This is a genomic window from Opitutales bacterium, assembly GCA_013215165.1.
In the GTDB taxonomy this organism is placed as follows: domain Bacteria; phylum Verrucomicrobiota; class Verrucomicrobiia; order Opitutales; family JABSRG01; genus JABSRG01.
The window spans coordinates 16,089-36,847 of record JABSRG010000037.1 but is presented as its reverse complement, the minus strand read 5'-3'; the positions used below and the strand labels follow the sequence as shown (position 1 = coordinate 36,847).

The window sequence follows — 20,759 nt, the reverse complement described above, 5'->3', positions numbered from 1 at the left end:
CATCTCGTTTTTCCATGCCTGAAAGGATGAATGATGCATGGGTGAAAGTCATGTATTATATTAGCGAGTTAATAACTTCTATTTTGGGACAGGTGTGAATGTATCCGTGGAGAATCCACCTTCCCAAAGCTGTATGCCTTCGTTTGATCTCACTTGGAGGTAAAGATAATAGTTTGCCTCTGGTAACAAGAAGGGACGCGACGTGTATTCCCTTGCCATGTTATACAAGCCAAATCTCAAGCGAGCTACATTGATAGTAACTTCACCACCAGCAGGGAGCGCTGCTATGTGAACAGGTATATCCCCTATGTGAACGAGCTCGCCAATACTCTGAGGTATTTCATTAGACTTCGAAAAATAACAATCGACGGATATCCAAGGGCTGGTCTCTTTTGCAGCAGCTGGTGGAAAAACCAAACCGGTGTTGTTTGTGATTTTGAAACTTGCTGTCGAAAATAGATGATTTTGGCCCTCGGTCGGCCAGCCGCCTGGAACGATCTGAGCGTTCAAATTAGATATTGATAGATTTGATAATCCTACTGCATTTTCAGGGAGTTGTGACAGGTCAGCTGTCTGATAATCTATGCCGGCATAGTTATACTCTATCCCGTCTATACTAGCGCATATAGCCCATCCTTTTTTATAACCAGGTAATGGATCAGTTATAGCCTTTCCATCAAATTGGACCGTGGTTCCACCATTATCCACTATATTCTGAACTTGAGCGGTAATATCAGTAACCATATACTTATCACCACCGGCTTGTTGTCCGCCCCAAACGGCCCACTTAATGTGTATATCTTTCTTCATAGTTTTCGTTTGAAAAGTTGAGTTATTGAAATTAGGCAAGCACCTTTTTTAAAGATCGAATATTGGGAACTAGTTTTATATTAAGATCCAGAATTTAGTTGTATTTTCGGTTTAGAGAAATGACTCGTTTATTCGCGTTCTCCCGTATGTGAGTTGAGTTATGAGCAGCTGATTCAGTCGATCAGTGTCTTCCACACCGTCTCTACATCTTCGAGACTTTCTAATGCGATATCGGGTTTTGAAAGCCTCAGTTCGTCGACGGTATGTTTGCCGGTGGCCACAGCCAGAGTGCGTGCACCAATGTGGCGGCCACAGGAAACATCGTGAGGTGTGTCGCCAATGACCCAGCTAAGCTCGGCACTCTCGGCATAGTCTTTTTTGAGTGCCAGTTCGAGGGCATGTTCGGCGATTTGGTCACGTTCATGTGAATGGTCGGCAAAGCCGCCGAAGTGAAAATATTTCCAAAAGTCGAAATGCCTGAGCTTTGTCTCAGCGCCTTCGATAAGGTTTCCAGTCAAGAGGCCTTGTTCGACGCTATCATCAGCATGCGCAAGACCTAGAAGCTGGCGGACACCTTTGAGCTCAAAGGCGGTGCCTGAGTTCATTTCAACACTGAGTTGTTTGAGGTAGGCTGCTAAGATATCTGTATCTTTGCGCTGATGCTCTTCGATTTCGTGGTAGTCCGCGATCAGGCGAGCGATCAAGCGATCTGTGCGTCCTGAGTAATCGATTTTGGCCAGGCTAGTTTCAATGCCATAGACCTCGCGGGTCGCATGTTCAAAGGCACGTTCGTCGGCACCTCCACTCCAGATCAAAGTGCCATCGATGTCCCAAAATAGACAAATTTTCTTACCCATAAGGGGCGCATCATCAATTCGTTTTCAAATTTGTCGATCCGTCGATGCTATTACGCCAAAAATCCGGATCTAAGTTACTAAAGAGACTCCGGATTCTACGCCCCTCGTAATATAACACACTTGCGGCTTCGACCTCTTTCGAGCAGGAAGGCCTTTAGTTATGAGATTTGACGACGTCCTCGTCCTCTGCGGCCCCGACTTAGAACCTTTTCAGTGTGCCTCCTTTGAAGCTCAAGGCGACACCATCAAACAGATCCAAAAGACTGCGCTGGTCAGCGTCTGCGACGGCGCAAAACGCGTCATCATTCCCGGTCTTTATAACAGTCATACCCATATGGGGGACTCTTTTTTACCCGATGGCACAACTGGCATGACGCTCGAACAAGGTTTTCTCCGGCCCAACGTTTATAAGTATCGTCAACCCGCGTGCCAATGCCACCCTTTATCGGCGTTTTCCATGATGAGAAGGGATCAGATTCTGTGCCGCCTTCTCATTCATTTTTGTTAGAGATCGTCCTGCTCACTCTGGTCAGTATCCGATATATTAAACTTCACGGGAACGATAACCTTAACCCTGCAGGGGCTTCCTTCAAAGGTCGGCTTGGTATAAACTGTCCTCTCTATTGATCTAATCGCATCCACAATAAATCCAACATCACTAGCTTCGACGACCCGTCTAACCTTCGCAGTACCATTCGGGTAAATCATGGCCTCCAACTTCACTACGCCCTCCTCACCCTTCCTTCTCATTGCGGCGGGGAAATATGGTTTAACGAACCTTCGCACCTTGATTGGGCTGTCGATCTCTGAGGCTTTCTTAATAAACGGGAACTTGCCGATCGAGACCTTGCGAAATACCTCAACCTTGACCGGCTTGCCGTTGACCTTAGGTATCTCATATCGCCAAGTACTTGCAACCTGAAGAGCTCCTCGAGATAGCGCTACGTGATCGGAGAACATCACTTCGGAATCTCTAACACGCCCCTTTTCATCTATGATATAACGCAGCGTAACGCTACCCGCAAAGTCTTTGAACTTAGGGTCACTAGGTCTTGTGATCATTCTACCTTCTAAGCGCTTCGGTACGTAATCGAGATCTGTGACTGTATAAGTTTCACTGAAACCCACAGCATAGAGCAGTAGATAGAGGATAACCGAAATCGGCGTTTTCATTTTTTCTAACGTAGAGGATAGCTGCGGCTAAGCCAAGCTTAGCCGTTGGCTACTCCGACTGGTTTGACATCGATTTCGATTTCATGGGAATCTTTTGTATATTTCTTTGCGGTGAAGTGCTCGTTAGAAAATCACTTTTCCTTCCGAGATCCCAAATCCGACTCGGTGGTCACCAAATCTTTCCGATCGAATCCAGTGTGTCCTGAGAGGGCTATTATTGGAGAGAGGTCCTCCGTCGATTCTGCCTGCGGTACTGTCACGAAGACAAATTCTTCTATTTTTTCTCTTTTCTGATGGGGAATCTTACGCAAATCCCGTGCAAAAGCTCTCTTGAATGAGGTCTCCATTATTCACTGAGGATTCTCTTCATTTCCTCAGCAGAGATTTCTGGATCTTCTTTCATCGCCTCGGCAAGTCCGTGATCTAGAAGGGCTTCTTCGATTCTCTTGAATACATCGAAGTCAATGACGGCGCTTTTTATGGAGCCTTCTTCGTCTGTGATGTATGACCTGGCAATTTCCATGATAATGAGACGTAGGTCCGTTTTGACCCTGGGGCAAGTCGTGGGTTCATTCCGTCGAACGTCAAGTTGTAGCGATGACGGTGAAGCGGAGCGTAGCCGACATTGCCACAAACGCCTTGTTCGACCCCGTTTCAGAGTTTTCTCGATTTTCCATTTAGATACTTATCGATGATCTTTCCGACAACCCAAGAAATCGATCTGTCGTTTTCTTCTGCGATTTTCTCTAACTCTACTTTTGTTTCTTTTGCCACGCGGACGCTGAGAAATTCGCTTTTCTTCGAATCTTTTTGAGACATGGGTACACTTTGTCACACATTTTCACTGGACAGCAAAGATACATCAGGTATATCTTGTATATCTAAAGTGAAGCAAGCGATCAAAATTACAAAATACAAGGGCTCTCGGTTCTGGGCAATCTGGCTAGAAGAAGAATTGCTTGCTGTCGTCTGTTACAAGAAGGGTGCTTTAGCTATCAAGGAAGCGCTGGAGAAGGCGGTTGGGATCGAACCTTGAGGAACTGCTGGGATTCTTGTTTCTTTCGTCGAACAGTTATATTATATTTCCGAATTTGTCCGATATCTCTGGGGATTCATGTTGGTTGGGGTGATGAGATGGATGTGGCTGAACATCATGTGCTTCGTTTGCACGGGTTGATAGCTTGTAAAAGTACTTTGGTATATTGGGGCGAGGAAAAGAAAGTGGGGAGAGGTCTTTGGAGGGAAGAGTCTACTTGGATAGGGATGGGCTGGGTTGCGACGGGTAGGCGGTGACTAGCTGGGGTTTCTGGCATTTGGATCTATCCGCTAATGGACGCGAATTAACGCTAATTTCTTCTGCCATCTTCATGATGTGAGGATTCAGCTCAAATCATCCATATTTTCGACTGCTTTAGAGGATCGCCGACGATGGGTCAGATGCCGGCCAATCCATATCGCGATTGAACTGCCTGTGAATAATTTCCTCTGATGGTTCCTCTGCGCTTCTGTGTCTTGAGCGAAGCGGGTGTGAGGTGGAAGCTCTTTTAACCACGGATTTCACAGATGGGCACAGATTTTTTGGGGGACATTTTTCTCTTCATCGAAGTGATGGATGCGGTCAGGGTTTTCAAAGGATACGCTTTAGTGAGGCAGTCATTGATTGAAACAAGGCTGGTGGCTGTTCGATCCATTCCTTGTTGGTTTTACCTAGTCCGAGTCCAAAAAAATCATTTCCATACGTTAAGGTCTGGCACGGCGCGTCAGCGCCGTTGTCTAGGACCGACCTCCATGAGGAGAAGGTTTAGTAGTAAGCAGAGGTGGGTCATAATTCAGGAGTTCAAGTCAGGCCACTTCAGACAGCCAAAACCACGAAAACCCGACTCACTCGACCTTTTAAAAAGAGCTTAATGTCCGAGTCTTTACTCATCAGATTCGGAGCTTCTCGGCATTAGAAGAATGCCAGGTGATGATTCAGGATTCATCGCTGCGGCATCCTTCTTCCTCTGATTCATAGCCTCAGCACCAACCGCTTCGGCAATTTTTTTCCAATATGACTCAATAATTTCCACTGGGTCATTTCCTTCAAGTGGTGGTTCAAACGTGTAACTGATACCTTCGTGAGTATACTCTCTCATGATACATCTTTTGTGAACAATTCATATTATATCAACGAATCGTCCTGATAACTCTGGGGATTCATGCTTGTTGAGGTGATGAGATGAAAGTGGCTGAACTCCATGCGCTTGGTTGCGTGTTTCGCGTGCGCGAGTTGATAATTCTTAAAAGTACTTTGGTATCTTGGGGCGAGGAAAAAGATAGTGGGTTGAGATCTTTTTGGGAAGAGTCCGCTTGGATAGGGATGGGCTGGGTTGCGACGGCTATTTAGGGTTTCTGGCATTTGGATCTATCCGCGAATTTACGCTGATATCTTCTTTGCTGGATTGGTTGCATGGTTCGAATGGATCGATCTGCATTCACCCTGTCGTTCTAAGATTTGTGAGCTTGTAGGTTCAAGAATGTTGGGATTCTGGGACAATCCGCTTGATGAACCGGACATTCTCGTAGAGTGCCTCGATATGAAATATGCACACACGAGTCGTCGCGTTGTCGAATTTGCTGAGACGGATATGGCTGGGTTAGTTCACTTTACTAATTATTTCCGTTACGCGGAAAGGGCTGAGGCGGACTTTTTTGATGATCTCGGGGAGTCGTTGATTCAACGGTCTGGCGGTGACAATTCAGGGTGGCCGCGGGTGCGCGCTGAGTGTCGTTATGCAGCACCCTTGTATTTTCGGGATGAGATCGAGATCACGATTGCTGTGAAGGCTTTGAAGGTGAGGGCGATCGATTGGCAGTTTGCTATTTTTAAGATGCACGCGGGTGCACCCTCGGTCCGCGTTGCAAAGGGTTCATTCAGTACTGTTCATGTGAAGGTGGATCCCGCATCGGGGGACTTGGTGTCGCTGAGCATCCCTGATGTTTTGTTGAGCAAGATCTGCGAAGCACCTGAGGGATACATCGGCTCACTCCAATCGCATAATCCGGGCTAATGAATCTAAATCTAAGCCAATGATCGTCGAATTTGATGGGGCCGATTGATAATTGGTTCTCCCATGTCGACCACGCCTAGAGTTAAAATATGGGGCTGCCGAGGCAGCATTCCCACTCCTTTGTCGAGCGCCTCAGTGCGCTCTAAGGTGAAGCGTGCTCTAGCCGCTGCGGAGGGGCGTGTGTTCGGTTCTTCAGAGGCAATCGACGCTTTTATGGATGAGCTGCCGTTCGATGTATGCCACACGTATGGGGGCAATACGTCGTGTGTGGAGGTGCAGTTGGGGAGCCCCGACGACTATTTAATCTGTGATGCGGGCAGTGGCCTTAGGAGTTTCTCAGAGGAGTTTATGAAGTCGGGTCGCGCTCAAAAACCCGCGACATTCCACATTTTGATGAGCCATTTCCACTGGGATCACATCCAGGGGCTGCCTTTTTTTGTGCCTGCTTACATTCCAGGAAATCGTATTATTTTTCATGGATTTCATGACGAGATGGAGCGCTTGTTTCGGGCTCAAATGGATGATTTGTGGTTTCCGATAGACTTTTCTAGTTTCAATGCCGAGATCGTGTTTGAGCATCTTTCGGAGGAGGATGTTTTGGAGATCGGACCGTTTGTAATCTCTTTTATGGAGCAGAATCATCCGGGAAAGTCTTATGGATTTCGCTTTGAGGGGCCTGGGGGGTGTTTCGTCTACTCGACGGACTGCGAGCATAAGATTGGGGATGCGACAGTCAGTAACCCGTTTGTCTCTTTTTACAGCGGGGCCGATACCTTGATTTTTGATGCTCAATACACTTTGGAGGACAATATTGTGTCCAAGCAGAATTGGGGGCATTCCAACAGCGTGGTCGCGGTCGACTTGGCTCTCTTGTCAAGAGTGAAGCACTTGGTCATTTTCCATCACGAACCGACTAATTCTGATGAGGTGCTTACCGATTATTTGCAGCGAACGTGCGCTTATTGCGAGGCTACTCAGGTGAGGATGCGCAATGAGGGGAAGCTGACTGAGCCACTCCGAATTTCTCTGGCTTTCGATGGGATGGAGGTAGGTATTTAGGCTGTTTTTGTAAAAATAGCTTCGTTGGATGCAATCTGTGGGTTGATTGAGTGCAGGAAAATACTCAAGGTGCGCTCTTGTATCTATGGACATTCCGAATCGCATCACCAAGGAGGAGGTCAACGCACTGCCTATTTTCAAGTATGAGGGCGAGATTGCATTGATCAGCGATCAGCCTGCTTTTGAAAAGGCGATGGAAGAGATTGCTCAGGAGGCGGTGATCGGATTTGATACGGAGACACGTCCTGCCTTCAAGCGTGGGCAGAGTTATCCCACGTCATTGGTTCAACTGGCCACCCGGGAGCGCGTATATCTGGTTCAATTGGCGGAGATAAATCGCATGGATAGCCTGGTGCGAATCTTGGCGAGTGCTGAACATCTCAAGGTGGGTGTTGCCCTGCGTGATGATTTCGTGAAATTGCGTGAGCTGTATGAGTTTGAAGAGGCCGGGGTCATTGATGTCGCGAAATATACTAAAAGGCTCGGCATCGTGAATACGGGCTTACGTAACCTCGCGGCGATTTTTCTTTCCCGTCGGATCTCAAAGGGAGCTCAGGTATCGAACTGGGCAAAAAAGGACCTTACTGAGGCACAGATAAATTACGCCGCTACGGATGCTTGGGTCTCCCGGATGCTCTATTTGAAAATAGGGGAGCATATTGAAGTAGATGATTGAGCTGACTCTATGCCTTCGACTGGAAATTTGGGCTGTATTGGACGTTATTGTTTGCGGGGAACACGCCGTAACTGAAGGGGTTTTTTAGAGTATGATGAAAGTAAGATTCGGTTTTCTCGCCGCAGGGGGATTGTGCGTATTTGTCTTGGGTTTGTTGTTTGTGTTTTTCTCCAATCCTGAGGATCGAGGGGCTGTTTCTGACCCGCTCGCGCGGACAAAACAAAATCTGGATCCGACACCCAATCGTTCTGGTGTCGAGGTGTTGGCCCCGTCTGAGCAAGCCTGGATAGATCGTCTGGATCGTAATCATCCACCCGAGGGTCGATGGAATGGCAGCGAGCTCCTTGAGCTGAGGCACACTTTCTACGATGATGATGCAGTCATTATGCGCCGGGAGATGCTTATTCAGCCGAGTTCTCGCAAGGAATTGATCCGTATCGACGAGAAATGGAGCTTTGATGTCCAGTCTGATACGTTTGAGTTAGAAAATGACTTCATTGCGGTCGCAGATCGCTTACTGGTCGTCACTGACAATGAGTCTTTGGTTAACTTGATCAAGGATCACCCGGAATATGTGGTAGAGGCGGTTTCCGACTACGGGATATTCTCGGCGACATCAACGCGTCCGCTGGTGAGTTTGGATCTTTTGCCCGATATGCGCAGTGAGTTGGGGCGGTTGAGCTCAGGCTTTGAGGCGGTGATCGAGCCAGACTTTGTGGTAAAGAAAATGGTGAGTCCCAACGATACGAATTTGGGGCAGCAATATTATTTAGCCGCTGGGAGCGCTTCTGCGGGTTCAGGCCGGATTCAAGCACCCGACGCTTGGGATGTGCGGAGAGATGCGAGTAGCGTGATTGTCGCGATCGTAGATTCGGGGATCGACACGGATCACCCGGATTTGGTCGGTAATCTCTGGAGCAATCCGAGTGAGACCGCCGATGGTCAAGACAACGATGGGAACGGACTTACGGACGATATTGTGGGCGCGGATTTTGTGGATAGGGACGGCAATCCACAAGACGGTGATGGCCACGGTACTCACGTCGCCGGAACGGTCGGCGCGCAGGGTAATAATAGCCGTGGTGTGACAGGAGTTGCCTGGGATGTGCAATTGATGTCGGTACGCGTTTTGGACGATGAGGGTTCTGGGACAATCTTAGACATCGTCAATGGTCTCGATTACGCCCGGGAAAAAGGGGCGGATATCATAAATCTATCTCTGGGGTCAGATTCTTTTTCTTCATCCTTAAGTCTCGCTATGTCGCGCCTCGACTCTGCCGGGATCATCGCCGTCGCGGCAGCAGGAAATGAATCGCGGAACACCGATTTCTCACCGGCGTATCCTGCTTCTTACTCTTTTGATAACATTATTTCTGTGGCAGCGTCGGATAGTGGCGATAACCTAGCCGGTTTCTCAAATTACGGTGCGAATTCAGTCGATCTCGCCGCCCCGGGGGATCTGGTTTACGCGACATACCTCAATGGTGGGTATGAGTTTCTCTCTGGGACTTCGATGGCTACACCGGTTGTTGCTGGAGCGTTTGCTCTTCTGAAGGCTGAAAGTCCTAATGCTACTGATGAAGCGCTAATCGAACGGCTATTGCAGTCGGTTGATTTAGTGAACGATTTCAACCTCAGGACGGTGACAGGTGGCCGATTAAACCTCTTCCGTGCATTGAATTTCGACCAATTGGATGGCGCGCCGGTTCTCTCCGCTGTCGAGTCGAACTATACCGCTGCTGAGGGCCAGGATTTGAATTTGTCTTTCTCCGCCTCGGGGCCGGGAACCAAGACCTTTACCCTGCGTTTTGGAAATCAACTGCTGGGATCCAACACAAGCGGCGATTTCATTCTGTCTAATGTCGATGAATCTGATTCCGGGACCTATCTCATTACCGTGAGCAACGTGGATGGTTCCGACTCTGAGTCGTTTGAGGTATCGGTTTCGTCTTCTTCAGAGGCTTTGGAAAATGCCTTGGATGTCGGTGAGAGTGCGCTTGTTCGGGCTGTGACAACGGAGGAGGCCGAACCATGGAGTCCTACTTCTAGCATTGTATACAGCGGCTCGAGTGCACTGAGATCGAATGATATCAGTAATTCTGAGTCATCCAGCTTCACGGCCGTGATTGAAGGCCCGGCAACGGTGAATTTCTTTTGGAAAGTATCCTCTGAAGAGGACTACGATTTTCTGAAATTCTCGGTCGATGGGGTACTGGTCGAGGAGATATCCGGGGATGTAGATTGGACTGCTCAGTCGCTTACTTTGGAATCGGGAACCCACACGCTTCTCTGGACTTATTCAAAAGACTTCTCCGTAAGTAGTGGTTTAGACGCGGGTTTCGTTGATGCTTTGACCGTTTTCGATGGTTCGGTGTCACTGCCCGAGTTCACATTTGAGTCTCCGGATTTGTTGCCTGTGGCTGGTTCCAATGTGGCGATTGTGATGGAGGTGTCTGGTTCCGAGCCGTTGTCGTTTCAATGGCTCTACAATAACGAGATATTCTCGGGAGACGTCACTAACGCAGTTCAAAACGGTGTCGGCACTTCGACGCTCTCAATCAACGGTGTGAGTAGCTCGAATGCCGGGGCCTATGTGTTGAGAGTGATTAACCCGGCCGGAGCCATTTTCAGTAGAACGGTACGGCTGTCCGTTCAAGAGCTTGAGGCCCCCACGATCGTAAATTTCCCCAGCGAAGTCACTGCACAGACGGGTGGAACCTTGAGCCTCCAAGTCAGTGCCTCAGGATCTGATCCAAAGACATATGTTTGGTCAAAGGACGATACAGAAGTGGCGACGACAACCATTCCAGTTTACACGGTGACCGACGTGAATGAGGCGGTCGAGGGCGCTTATCGAGTAACTGTGTCCAATGAAGCGGGGAGCGTACAGAGTGGTATTGCACAGGTAGCTGTCGTGGATGTCAGTTTGCTGCCAAGCATAACCAAGCAACCACAGTCGACGACAGGGTTTATTGGCGGTAGCGTGAGCTTCAGTGTGACGGTGACCGGGGTCGGCCCGATTACTTTCCAATGGTTCCGTGATGATTTAGCCATCCAAGGCGCTGAAAACGCCAACCTGGAATTGAACGAACTCTCCCTGAGTGATGCCGGTGTATACTACATTGAAGCGACCAATGTGTTTGGTTCGACGCAGAGTTTTCCAGTCAATCTCAGCGTACAAGCGGTCGACCCGCAGATCCTCAACGCAGGCAATGTCGTCGGCATGGAATTGAGTAATGATACGTCCAACCAGTGGACCGTCACCTCAACAACGAGTTTCTTTGGCGGTTCGGCTATTCAAGCCGGCGCGATTCCAGATGATTCAGCGACGTCTTTGATGGCGACTGTTGAAGGGCCTGGTCTCATAGAATTTGCTTGGCGGGTTTCATCCGAAGCGAGTTTTGATTTCTTTTCTTTCAACATCAACGGAGTGGAGAGATCCAGCATATCGGGGGATTCTGGCTGGCAGCGTTATAAGGCATTTATCGAGCAATCGGGTGCAGTGACTCTGGAATGGGAATATAGCAAGGATGGGTTCATCGTTGATGGGCAAGACACAGCATGGGTCGATCAGATGTCGTTTATTTCCGCTGATGAACTTGCGCCCAGTGTGATCGCGTTTCCATCCACCTGGATTCCAGGAGTTTCAGAATTCGAGGAGTCGGTATCGATCGTTGGCGCCCAGCCCATCACCTATGTCGTGCGTAATGAAGGCGCTATTGTGTATCAAGATACCTCCCTTGAGCCCTTCTTTGATTCACTGTCAGCGAATGGTGACGGCTACTGGGTGTTGGCCCAAAATGCAATCGGGAGCATGGCGGTCGGATTCTTGAATGTTCCGATTGTGAGTAATACAGATGTTTTGGACAACAGCGGCTCGGTGTCACTCAATTCACCGAATAGCTGGGTTGTCAGCTCTGGTGAGTTTTTCCGTGGAGGTAGTTCGTTAGCATCAAATGATATTTCAGACGATCAGATTACGTCTGTGACTTTCGATGTGACTGGACCTGGGACACTGAGCTTTCAATGGCGCGTTTCGTCTGAAGAGGACTATGACTTTCTGTATATTGCAGACGATGATGGCGAGGTGTATGATGAAATCAGCGGGTTGACGGAATGGTCCAGTGTTTCAATCGATGTTCCCCCTGGAACTCAGACGTTCTCAATCTTCTATGAGAAAGATGGTTCTGTGAGTAGAGGAGAAGATCGCGGTTGGATCGACTCCCTGATTTTCGAAGAATCGGCTGCAAGTAGTGCCTTTTTGAGGGTCTCAACTGATGTTGGGAGCGGGTTTCAGGCGCATCCGGAATTTGGCTCATTTTACGGGCTGTTTTATCCTTGGGTAAAATTGGAGCAACTGGGCATTCTCTATATCGAGGATTATGAACCCGAGACCGGAAGGCTCATAGCCTACGACCAAAACTTGGGTGCATTGCAGATCACCTCCGATAGTCAACCTTACGCCTGGCACTATGCCACATCGAGCTGGGTGTATTTCTACACGACTGAAGATGGAAAGTCGTATGCTTACCACTTCGGGCTAGGGCAGTGGCTGAAGCGTGCGGATTGAGCCCTAAAATTTGGATGCAATGCCTTTCTCTCTCCTAAAGATGATCATTCATGCCCCAGTGGCTCCCGTTTTGGGATTCGTAGTCATATTGGCCTTTTCAGCATGCGCGACCACAGGTAAGCATCGGGACACATCGGTGGATTCGAGCTTTGAGTCTCTTCTAGATGCTGTGGTGAGGATCGATGTATGGGAGACAGATTTTAGCGGAGGTGCTGCGCGTACGAGCCGGGGTGTCGGTTCGGGGGTGATCATGTCGGAGTCTGGATATGTGCTGACTAATGCCCACGTCGTTGGCTCGAGGAGCGAACGTATTGTGATCACGCTCAATAGTCTCGAGCGTGTGGAAGGCACATGGGTGGGTTGGGACCACTGGACTGATTTAGCTGTGGTACGGCTGGATATGGACGAGGTAAGAGAGCGAAGTCTCAAATTTGCAGTGGCGCAGTTTGGAGATTCGTCCCGGCTTAAGCCGGGAGATCAGGTCTTTGCTGTGGGAACGCCCAATGGGCTGTCTCGGACAGTCTCTAGTGGTATCGTCTCGAACACAGACCGTTATTTCGAAGCGAGCCGAGGTGTGCGCGGGTTTGAGACGGGCACATTCAACACATGGCTGCAGACTGATGCAGCCATCAATCCGGGCAACAGTGGGGGGCCTCTTGTATTGGGTGACGGGCGAGTGATCGGAATCAATACACGCGGCTATTTGGGCGCTAATAATTTGGGCTTCGCTGTGCCTAGTCGGATTTGTGTCGATGTCATGGAGAGCCTTATCGCTCAGGGAGAAAAGACGCGTAGTTATGTGGGCTTACAGGTGGCGCCGCTTCAGGATTTAGAGTCATTCTTTCGTTTAGAAATGAATCAGGGTGTGCTTGTCGAGAGTGCCGATCCTGGATCGCCCGCAGCCAATCAAGATTTGCGAGCTGGGGACATTATTTTGTCTGTCAATGGACAGTTGGTAGATGGGCGTTTTCCGGAGCAGTTGCCTGGTTTTCAGAATGAGATAGCTGAGCTGTCCGTTGGCTCTGAAGTCAGTATGCGGGTGTTGCGCTCTGGCCAGGAAAAAGAGATCAAGCTGACCACTGAGCCGCTGGAGAGTCGTTTTGGTGAAGAAGACGCAGTGGAGTCTTGGGGGATAGCCGTCAGAGATATTACCCGCCGAGGCGCTCGTATCGACCGACTTGAAACGGATGATGGCGTCCAGGTAACTAGCGTTCAAAATGATTATCCCGCTGAGCGCGCTGGGATCCGCAGCGGTGACATTATTTTGAAGGTGAATCGTGAGTCCATTACCGATCTCGATGAGCTTCATGGGATTGTCGATGCCGTGGCTCAGGAAACTGATGGTGACAAGGTGTTATTTGAGGTGATGCGTGGCATTCAGGTGCGCTATGTGGTGATGGAGCTGTAGATACGTGGACAAATTCAGCTCGGCCCGTAATTTGTCCATGCGGCCTAGGCTTTTTGAGCGACCCCTTGTTTGTTGAAAACAAAGACTCAATAACCGCGTAAGCAGGGTCGAATTATGACGCGTGCAGAGTCTTCTGGATACTTTGCCTTCCTTCGGAGATGGAGTCATCGCGCGACAATTTAATTCCCCCTTCAGCATCGTCTCAATCTGGTGAGCAGGTGGAGATGCCTGTGCCATATATCTTCAACCTGAGTACGCATGGTACAGTGCGCTGGCTCAATCAGACGGCGCTTTCTTTGTTGGGTATGCCTCTGGGAGCACTGCGCGAAAAACAGGTGGAAGACTTGGGCGATGTGTTACCGGAGGTGTTCTTTCGTTCATTGATTTCGCTCCTGAAGGAGATTGCGGAACAAAACTCAGAGTCGGGGGGAGACTGGCTGCATGATGCTGTCGGAGATCGCATGCTATTGCGTTGGGTTCGTGACGGCAGTGATGTGGAGGTTCACTATTTTCCAGCGACGGGTTCGATTCGGCGTCTGAGTGTAGTCGAGCGCTACGTGTCTCCAGAAATCCTGAAGTTGACTGAAGATGACCTTGAGCGACTCAAGCTCCCTGAGCGTCGCGTCTTAACGGTCTCGTTCAGTGATCTTCGAGGGTTCACGGAACTCAGTGAAGAGATGGAACCAGAAGAGAGCAGGAATATCCTCAATGCATACCTCACTTCTGCACTTTCTGAGGTTTGGGATCATGGGGGATGGATTGATAAGTTTATCGGTGATGAAGTAATGTCGCTCTACGGGGCTCAAAAATACTCACCTAATCATGCCTTTAATGCCGTGCGTGGGGCGTGCTCAACTATCGACTCGATGGAGCGTCTGCAACAAGACTACGAGAGCCAGGGCAAGAAGATGTTACCCTTGGGAATTGGAATTAATTCGGGTAACATGCTGATTGGGAACATCGGTTCGGACGCCTATCAAGAATTTACTGTGATTGGGGCGGTTGTGAACCTAGCAGCACGTCTCTCCAATGTCGCGGCCCCCGGAGAGGTCGTTCTGACCGAAGAAACACTCGATGCTTTCTTGGACGGGATGCCTGAAGACTGGGAGTGTCGAGAAGGACGCATCACGACACACACTGAAGCGTCTTTGCATAAAAAACGACGTCGGTTTGTAGATGAACTCTTGCCCCTTGCGCCTGACCAAGAGGGCAAAGTGATATCAGTCGGACCCGGCGTCTTAGAGGATCCTAATAAGGCGGTTTATAATTTCGTATATCGCTTTCGAGTCGTCGTGAAAGGCATTGTGAGGCCTGTGCCGCTCATTCAGGCGCGACGTCTTCAGCCAGATCCATTGAAGTCGGTTTGTTTCCTTGCGCCTCAAAGCGATGCGACCGCCGATCGTGTGCGCTTGCTTGGGCGCTATCGTTTGTTGGAGTTGTTGACCGAGCGGGAAAATGGTGGCGTCTGGAAAGCACGCGATGGATTCGGGAATACGGCAGCACTCAAAACCTTAGAGATTCCAGGAGATCGGGGCGAGAATTGGGATCGGGAAATTCGTGAGTTTGCTCAGCCATATTCAAAGCTCAATCACCGCAACATTTCCCGACTTTTTGAAGTCGGTGAAGGAGACGGAATGCTCTATCTTGCTTCGGACTATATTGATGGCCCTCGCTTACTTTCGCACATTAAAGAGGTTCAGAATGCCGTAGCTTTAAATCCCGAAGAGGCCGAAGAAAACGATACCAATCTGTTCGAACAGATGCGGGGTAGCGCGAGCACCTTTAAGCTGTCGATTATGCGCCAGCTGGGAGCTCGAAGCATGTTGGCTTCCGGCATTCCAATCGAGACATCTATAAACTGGTTAATTCAAGCATGTGATGCTGTTCAATTTGGTTATACCTATGGTTTTTGCCACCCGGCAATGCAGTGGACAGACTTCATCGTTTCTGATGGTGGAGACTTAACGATGTCCGTGTTCCGCTGGGTCCCGTTTGGCCAGCAGCGTCGATTGACCGTTGAGCTTGCCTTGAGAAACTCGGTTTATGAAGGAGATCAAGAGCGTCCCTTCTTTCTACCTCCTGAGACCTCAAGTCCTTTTGCCCCTCTTCAAGCGTATTCGCACGTCTATTCACTTGGAGTCTTGCTGCGGTATTTGTTAACGGGTGTGAGCGTTCCAGAACATTTAGCCGATCAGGAAAAAACAGATTCCGAATTCCGGAAGTCGTTCTTCCAAGCAACTTGGGCAGATCGAGACCTCGACGCGATTTTCCGCATGGCTACGGAAGATAATCCAGAACAACGCTATCGCAGTCCTTCTGCGCTTGCTGATGACCTCAAAGCTTATTTGAACGACGGCGATATTCGCGCGCGGAAAAACTCGTTTGGTTATTCCGCCGTCAGACTCTACCGCAGAAACAGTAGGATGGTGCATTCGGCGGCGCTGTTCTGTTTCATCGCCATTACTACTTGGATGTTGGGAGAGGCATTTCTCAGCCGTGTGAATGAAGCATGGAATGACATTCCTGGTCTGCAAATTGAAGAGGGGAGGGAGCTTGTAGACTTCATGTATGCAAGAAGTCATCGTAACTTGTTCGAGCCTATGGTTTTGGCGGGAGATGAGGTTATACTGGATGCTAGCCAAAATATAATATCATCGATTCCAGTCTCTGGCTTTGTTCGAGTCGAGGGTGAGTTTACTTACTTGGGAGAGCCGAATAATGTTGAAATCGTGATTTCTGGAACTCCGCCTGAGGATGGTTTTCCACAGGGTGTGATTGCTCAGATCGGTAAGTCTGGAGGCGCTCTTAATGGGATATCGCCTCTACAATTTGATAGAAACCGCACAGGGACTGCATGGCTATTTCCCTCGAAACCCAGGTCGATGGGTGACCGAGTGAAATTTGTATTTGAGCATAGCGAGGGTGCCCTCACCCTTGAAGTCGATGGCCATGAGCCCATTGTAGTAAGGCAGCCTGTTCTAGAATTACCCGCACAGGGGTGGATTTATTTGCGCAATTTCTCGGAAAAAATACGGCTGCATACCTTTAAAGTTCAGTCTCACCAAGGACCAAGATTCTTGAGTGCGCTCAAAGCCATCGATCAGATCTGGCTCTCTGGAAGCTATGAGCAAGCCTATGAACGCTTCCTCGAAATGGTCCGTAATGATCCCGATTCTGTGAACCAAGAATCAGCGTTGAGGCGCGCTGCTTCGCTCCATGTGGTGCATGCGGCCGGTGACGTGGATATGCTAATCGCCGAGGCTGAGTCACGAGGCTTTTCCGAGATAGTTGAGGACCTTCAGGAATGGTTGCTAGAGAAGGAGATCAAAGACTATTGGTATTCTGGACACTATGGCTTGGCGCTGAATCGTTTACCCGAACTCTTCGACCTAAACCCAAAGACGCGGGTGGTCCTTGAGTTGTGTGTGGCGATGCAAAGAGCAGCCACTGCCAGCGAGACATCTCGCTTGATGTATTGGATCGGAGAGACTCAAGATGTCTACGCACTCCGCATATTGGGCCCGTTGACCGCCACAAGTCTTGAACCCCTGAGAGGCAAGAAGTTGCATCTTATAAGTATAGAGCACGCAGGCATCTCTGACCTATCCCCACTGGTCGATATGCCCCTCACAACAGTGAGCCTTTCGTCAAACCGGATCGTCGATCTAAGTCCACTCCAGGGGGCCCCAATTAAGTATTTTGCCGCGCGCTATAATCAGATCGAGGACTTGACGCCCCTCGCTGATGCACCGTTGGTCGAATTGCGGGTCTCCCTGAACCAGGTTGGTCGATTTCCCCGTTTTAGTTCTCAGCACCTTAAGACAATTTGGGCTCTAGGAAATCCGTTGCAGAGCATTGATCCGTTGGCGGGACTCAAACTTGAAACACTAAACATCGGTAGGACACAGGTAGGCTGCGTCGAGGTGATCGATACAATGACCTCGCTGGAGTTTCTGAATATCATGAATACTGAGGTGAAATCAGTAGATTGGACTCATTTGAAGCCTTCGATGACTTTCTTTAGCGCAAGTTCGACCGAGATAGAAGACTTCAGTTTTTTACGGCTCCTTCCAGACTTGAAGCGACTGAGCCTCTCCAACTCGCCATTTTCAGATGTGTCCGCAATCGCCTCTGATTCGCTTCAAAGCTTAGATGTATCACTCACGCACGTGCGCTCACTAAACGGTCTGGATATGAGCCATTTGCACACGCTTCACACATACGGAAGTAAAATCGAATATTATGGTGAGCTCTTTGAGTCTGACATCGAGGACTGGTGGATGGCGTCAGCTGACTATGAATATCCTGAATTACTTCAAATGCGTCGTCGTTCAGAGCTTATCGATCGTCACGACTGGATAGCACAAATCGATAGTTTGGCAAAATGGGCAGATGGATCGATTGATCGGAGTATCCATCTCATTCCGGGGCACTTTCAGAACTCTCATATCGATGTCATGGCTGAGCATTTTGGAGCTGAGGTTTTGGAAATAGACTCGATGGAAGAGCGATCAGAATTGGCTGAAATGATAGAGGGATATGGGGGCGCTTGGTGGGTACGAGGCACTTATCCTTGGTGGCGAGATGCTGGGTTGAGAAAAGCGGATTTAGTATCCTTATCGCAATACTTTGAAGAGAAACGCTTCGAACGCTTTAATTACGTCTTCGACGATAGCAGCGAGGTGAAATCGGAGTTTTGGATTCGGGGCGGTATCATTCTGAAGAGCCCTGCATCGGTAGAATCCATTGAGCCAGTGGCATCCTCCGATTAAGTGGTTTACCGGTGCCCGGATCTGGCACGGTTCCTTCTTTTCGGTGGGCGAATTTTTTAAAACCCAAGGAAAAAGATGTCCCAAAATTTCCCTTCGCCGACTCCCATGTCTCGCCGTTCTTTCATCAGCAAGGTGGGCTCAGTCGGTGGCTTCGCATTTGCTGCCATGTCGGCGCTTGGCCTTATGTCACGTGCATCAGGTCAAGGAGTTGAGCTCTCTGGTCTGGATACCATTGGTTCCGAGAAAGCGCCGACCGTACTTATTTTGGGTGCAGGCGTTGCCGGAATGTGTGCTGCATATGAGCTCAAAAAACTCGGGATTAAGTCCATTATCCTTGAGCCCCAAGCGAAAGCCGGTGGACGCTGCCTGACCATTCGTCGGGGAGATAGAATTGTTGAGACAACGGGTGCGGAACAAACCTGCGAATTTGACGAAGGTGCCTATTTCAATCCAGGGCCGTCACGTTTTCCTCAGTGGCATATCACGATGAACTATTGCAAGGAGCTCGGGGTAGCCATCCAGCCGTTTGTAAATCTCAACGAGAATGCATTTTATTACACGGAAGGCGCTGACCGCGGAAAGCTTTCCGGTCAGCGGGTTCGTATTCGCGAGGCGAAAACTGATCTGCGTGGTTATACCGCAGAACTTTTGGCTAAATGCATCGATCAGGAGGCGCTGGATTTGCCGATGGTGGCGGAAGACGTCGAAAAGCTAAAGGATTTCTTACGTTATGAGGGGGGCTTGTCTCGTCGCACAATGTCGTATTCTGGGCATCCACGGCGTGGCTTTGAACAGTGGCCTGGCGGCGGCTACCAAGAAGGAAAGTTGGCAGATCCGTTCGAACTCGTGGATTTGGTTCAAGCTGGCTTTGGGCAGTATTTCCACCGTGCCAACGAATATGAGTATTTTTCTCAAATGTTTACACCTGTGGGAGGTATGGACAAAATCGCCACCGCCTTCGTCGAAGAGGTGGGTGACATGATCAAATACGGCTGCCGCGTCACAGAAATACGCCACCGGTCGGGCGGAGGATCTCGAATCATATACGAGGAAAATGGCGAGCAAAAGGAAATCGAGGGTGATTACTGCATTTCAACGATACCGCCAACGATCATGCGGAAGATTCAGACTGATCTGCCGTTCCAAATGACAGCAGCGATCAATATCGTTCCCTTTCAGAATTCGGGTAAGATTGGTCTTCAATTCAAACGCCGCTTCTGGGAAGAGGATGATCAGGTCTATGGGGGTATTTCTTGGAATAATCTACCGATCGGTGAGCAATGGTACCCTAGCGAGGGCTTTCTCGGCGACAAAGGCATCATGGGAGGGTATTACATTTTCGGACCCACGAGCGACCAGGTGGGTCGCATGACTCCCGCTGAGCGCACCGAGTTTGCTTTGAGCCATGGAGAGAAAGTGCACCCTCAATATCGCGCCGAGTTCGAGAATGCTTTCTCTGTAAACTGGGCGACCCTGCCTCATATTGAAGGTTGTTTGGCTCACTTCCCCAAAACAATGATCAAGACATTTTATCCTCAATTGATCGAAGGGGATCGTGAGACGTTCATCGCAGCCAGTTGGGCGTCTCACATCGGTGGATGGCAAGCTGGAGCATTCGAATCTGCCCGCCTTGTAGTAAAAAAAGTCTATGACCGTATCCAGGCAGCTTGATTAAAGGGGCAGAGCCCATAAGTCCTCCCGACATGAGCCATCCGACTTCTTTCCTTGATCGCTACGCCACACCGCTTGGTATCGTAGGCATCGCCTCACTCCTCCTGTATATGCTTTGGCTGGTGTCATTGATTGGAGCTGATGATACTGAGGCCTTAGCCTATATCCCTGAAGAGAGAGAGGCATTATTAGCCAACATACTTCGTGATGGTGAACGCAAATTGGAACTGGGGGCTACCGATGGCAGCGTTACGATATCGATGGAGACTGCAGCTAAGCTCGTTGAGCTGCGGGCTAATTCAGGGGAGCCGCTTTTCGGCATTGATGCCCAATCGGCTGCTGCAGTTGCTAGTGCCACAGGTGGTCTGACTGTTGATCCGCGCTATCCACTTGCAGAGATACCTGAAATACCCGACACGCCCGAGCGAAATGCCGAGCTCATTGAATTGGCTAAAGATGTGGAACAGGTCGAAGCGGGAGAGATGAACTTTCAGGCCCTGTGTATGCAATGCCATGGTGGGCCGGATCTTCCGGGTGATAACCCTACTGTCATTTTTGATGGTCGATGGTTCTATGTAAACACGCCATCGCAGATCGAGACCCTCTTGTATAAAGGGATTCTAGAAAAGGGAATGCCCCCTTGGGAAGGTGTGCTCACTCCTGAAATGTCTGGGCAGATCGTGGCCTATATTCTCGCGAACAAGCGCGATTAA

15 protein-coding genes are annotated in these 20,759 nt (G+C 49.4%); 10 read left to right on the top strand and 5 right to left on the bottom strand.

The window, feature by feature from the left end; translation table 11 throughout:
- Window positions 1-78: 78 nt before the first annotated feature.
- A complete protein-coding gene (locus tag HRU10_09205; protein ID NRA27412.1) occupies window positions 79-810 on the bottom strand; it encodes a hypothetical protein in 732 nt (243 codons plus the stop codon).
- Between the two features lie 173 nt (window positions 811-983).
- A complete protein-coding gene (locus HRU10_09200; protein NRA27411.1) occupies window positions 984-1,667 on the bottom strand; it encodes a haloacid dehalogenase-like hydrolase in 684 nt (227 codons plus the stop codon).
- Between the two features lie 160 nt (window positions 1,668-1,827).
- On the opposite strand from HRU10_09200, the gene HRU10_09195 reads away from it, so the two are divergent.
- Window positions 1,828-2,175 (top strand): hypothetical protein, encoded by a 348-nt coding sequence (locus HRU10_09195; GenBank protein NRA27410.1) that lies wholly within the window; start codon window positions 1,828-1,830, stop codon window positions 2,173-2,175.
- Here HRU10_09195 and HRU10_09190 read toward each other — a convergent pair.
- Both HRU10_09190 and HRU10_09185 read right to left on the bottom strand, forming a co-directional pair.
- Window positions 2,172-2,840 carry a TonB family protein gene (locus tag HRU10_09190; protein ID NRA27409.1) on the bottom strand — a complete coding sequence of 223 codons (669 nt, stop codon included), beginning with the start codon at window positions 2,838-2,840 and terminating at the stop codon, window positions 2,172-2,174. The genes HRU10_09195 and HRU10_09190 overlap by 4 nt on opposite strands.
- A gap of 346 nt (window positions 2,841-3,186) precedes the next feature.
- The gene (locus HRU10_09185) at window positions 3,187-3,363 is read right to left on the bottom strand and encodes an antitoxin (protein ID NRA27408.1); all 177 of its coding nucleotides are present in this window, start codon (window positions 3,361-3,363) and stop codon (window positions 3,187-3,189) included.
- A gap of 294 nt (window positions 3,364-3,657) precedes the next feature.
- Between HRU10_09185 and HRU10_09180 the strand changes: the two genes are divergently transcribed.
- Window positions 3,658-3,876, top strand: a complete 219-nt coding sequence (locus tag HRU10_09180) for a hypothetical protein (GenBank protein ID NRA27407.1) — start codon at window positions 3,658-3,660, stop codon at window positions 3,874-3,876.
- A gap of 883 nt (window positions 3,877-4,759) precedes the next feature.
- Here the strand turns inward: HRU10_09180 and HRU10_09175 are convergent.
- The gene (locus HRU10_09175) at window positions 4,760-4,975 is read right to left on the bottom strand and encodes a hypothetical protein (protein NRA27406.1); all 216 of its coding nucleotides are present in this window, start codon (window positions 4,973-4,975) and stop codon (window positions 4,760-4,762) included.
- 381 nt (window positions 4,976-5,356) lie between these two features.
- Between HRU10_09175 and HRU10_09170 the strand changes: the two genes are divergently transcribed.
- From HRU10_09170 to HRU10_09135, 8 genes are all read left to right on the top strand, one after another.
- Window positions 5,357-5,890 carry an acyl-CoA thioesterase gene (locus HRU10_09170; protein NRA27405.1) on the top strand — a complete coding sequence of 178 codons (534 nt, stop codon included), beginning with the start codon at window positions 5,357-5,359 and terminating at the stop codon, window positions 5,888-5,890.
- A 63-nt stretch (window positions 5,891-5,953) separates the two neighbouring features.
- Entirely contained in the window at window positions 5,954-6,949 is a 996-nt protein-coding gene (locus tag HRU10_09165; protein ID NRA27404.1) for an MBL fold metallo-hydrolase, read from the top strand.
- A gap of 85 nt (window positions 6,950-7,034) precedes the next feature.
- Entirely contained in the window at window positions 7,035-7,625 is a 591-nt protein-coding gene (locus HRU10_09160; GenBank protein NRA27403.1) for a 3'-5' exonuclease domain-containing protein 2, read from the top strand.
- 91 nt (window positions 7,626-7,716) lie between these two features.
- Window positions 7,717-12,195, top strand: a complete 4,479-nt coding sequence (locus tag HRU10_09155; protein NRA27402.1) for a S8 family serine peptidase — start codon at window positions 7,717-7,719, stop codon at window positions 12,193-12,195.
- Between the two features lie 19 nt (window positions 12,196-12,214).
- The gene (locus tag HRU10_09150; GenBank protein ID NRA27401.1) at window positions 12,215-13,603 is read left to right on the top strand and encodes a trypsin-like peptidase domain-containing protein; all 1,389 of its coding nucleotides are present in this window, start codon (window positions 12,215-12,217) and stop codon (window positions 13,601-13,603) included.
- Window positions 13,604-13,761: 158 nt separating this feature from the next.
- A complete protein-coding gene (locus tag HRU10_09145) occupies window positions 13,762-18,375 on the top strand; it encodes a hypothetical protein (GenBank protein ID NRA27400.1) in 4,614 nt (1,537 codons plus the stop codon).
- Window positions 18,376-18,480: 105 nt separating this feature from the next.
- The gene (locus tag HRU10_09140; protein ID NRA27399.1) at window positions 18,481-20,046 is read left to right on the top strand and encodes a flavin monoamine oxidase family protein; all 1,566 of its coding nucleotides are present in this window, start codon (window positions 18,481-18,483) and stop codon (window positions 20,044-20,046) included.
- Between the two features lie 32 nt (window positions 20,047-20,078).
- Complete coding sequence (locus HRU10_09135; GenBank protein ID NRA27398.1) at window positions 20,079-20,759, top strand: cytochrome c; 681 nt, start codon at window positions 20,079-20,081, stop codon at window positions 20,757-20,759.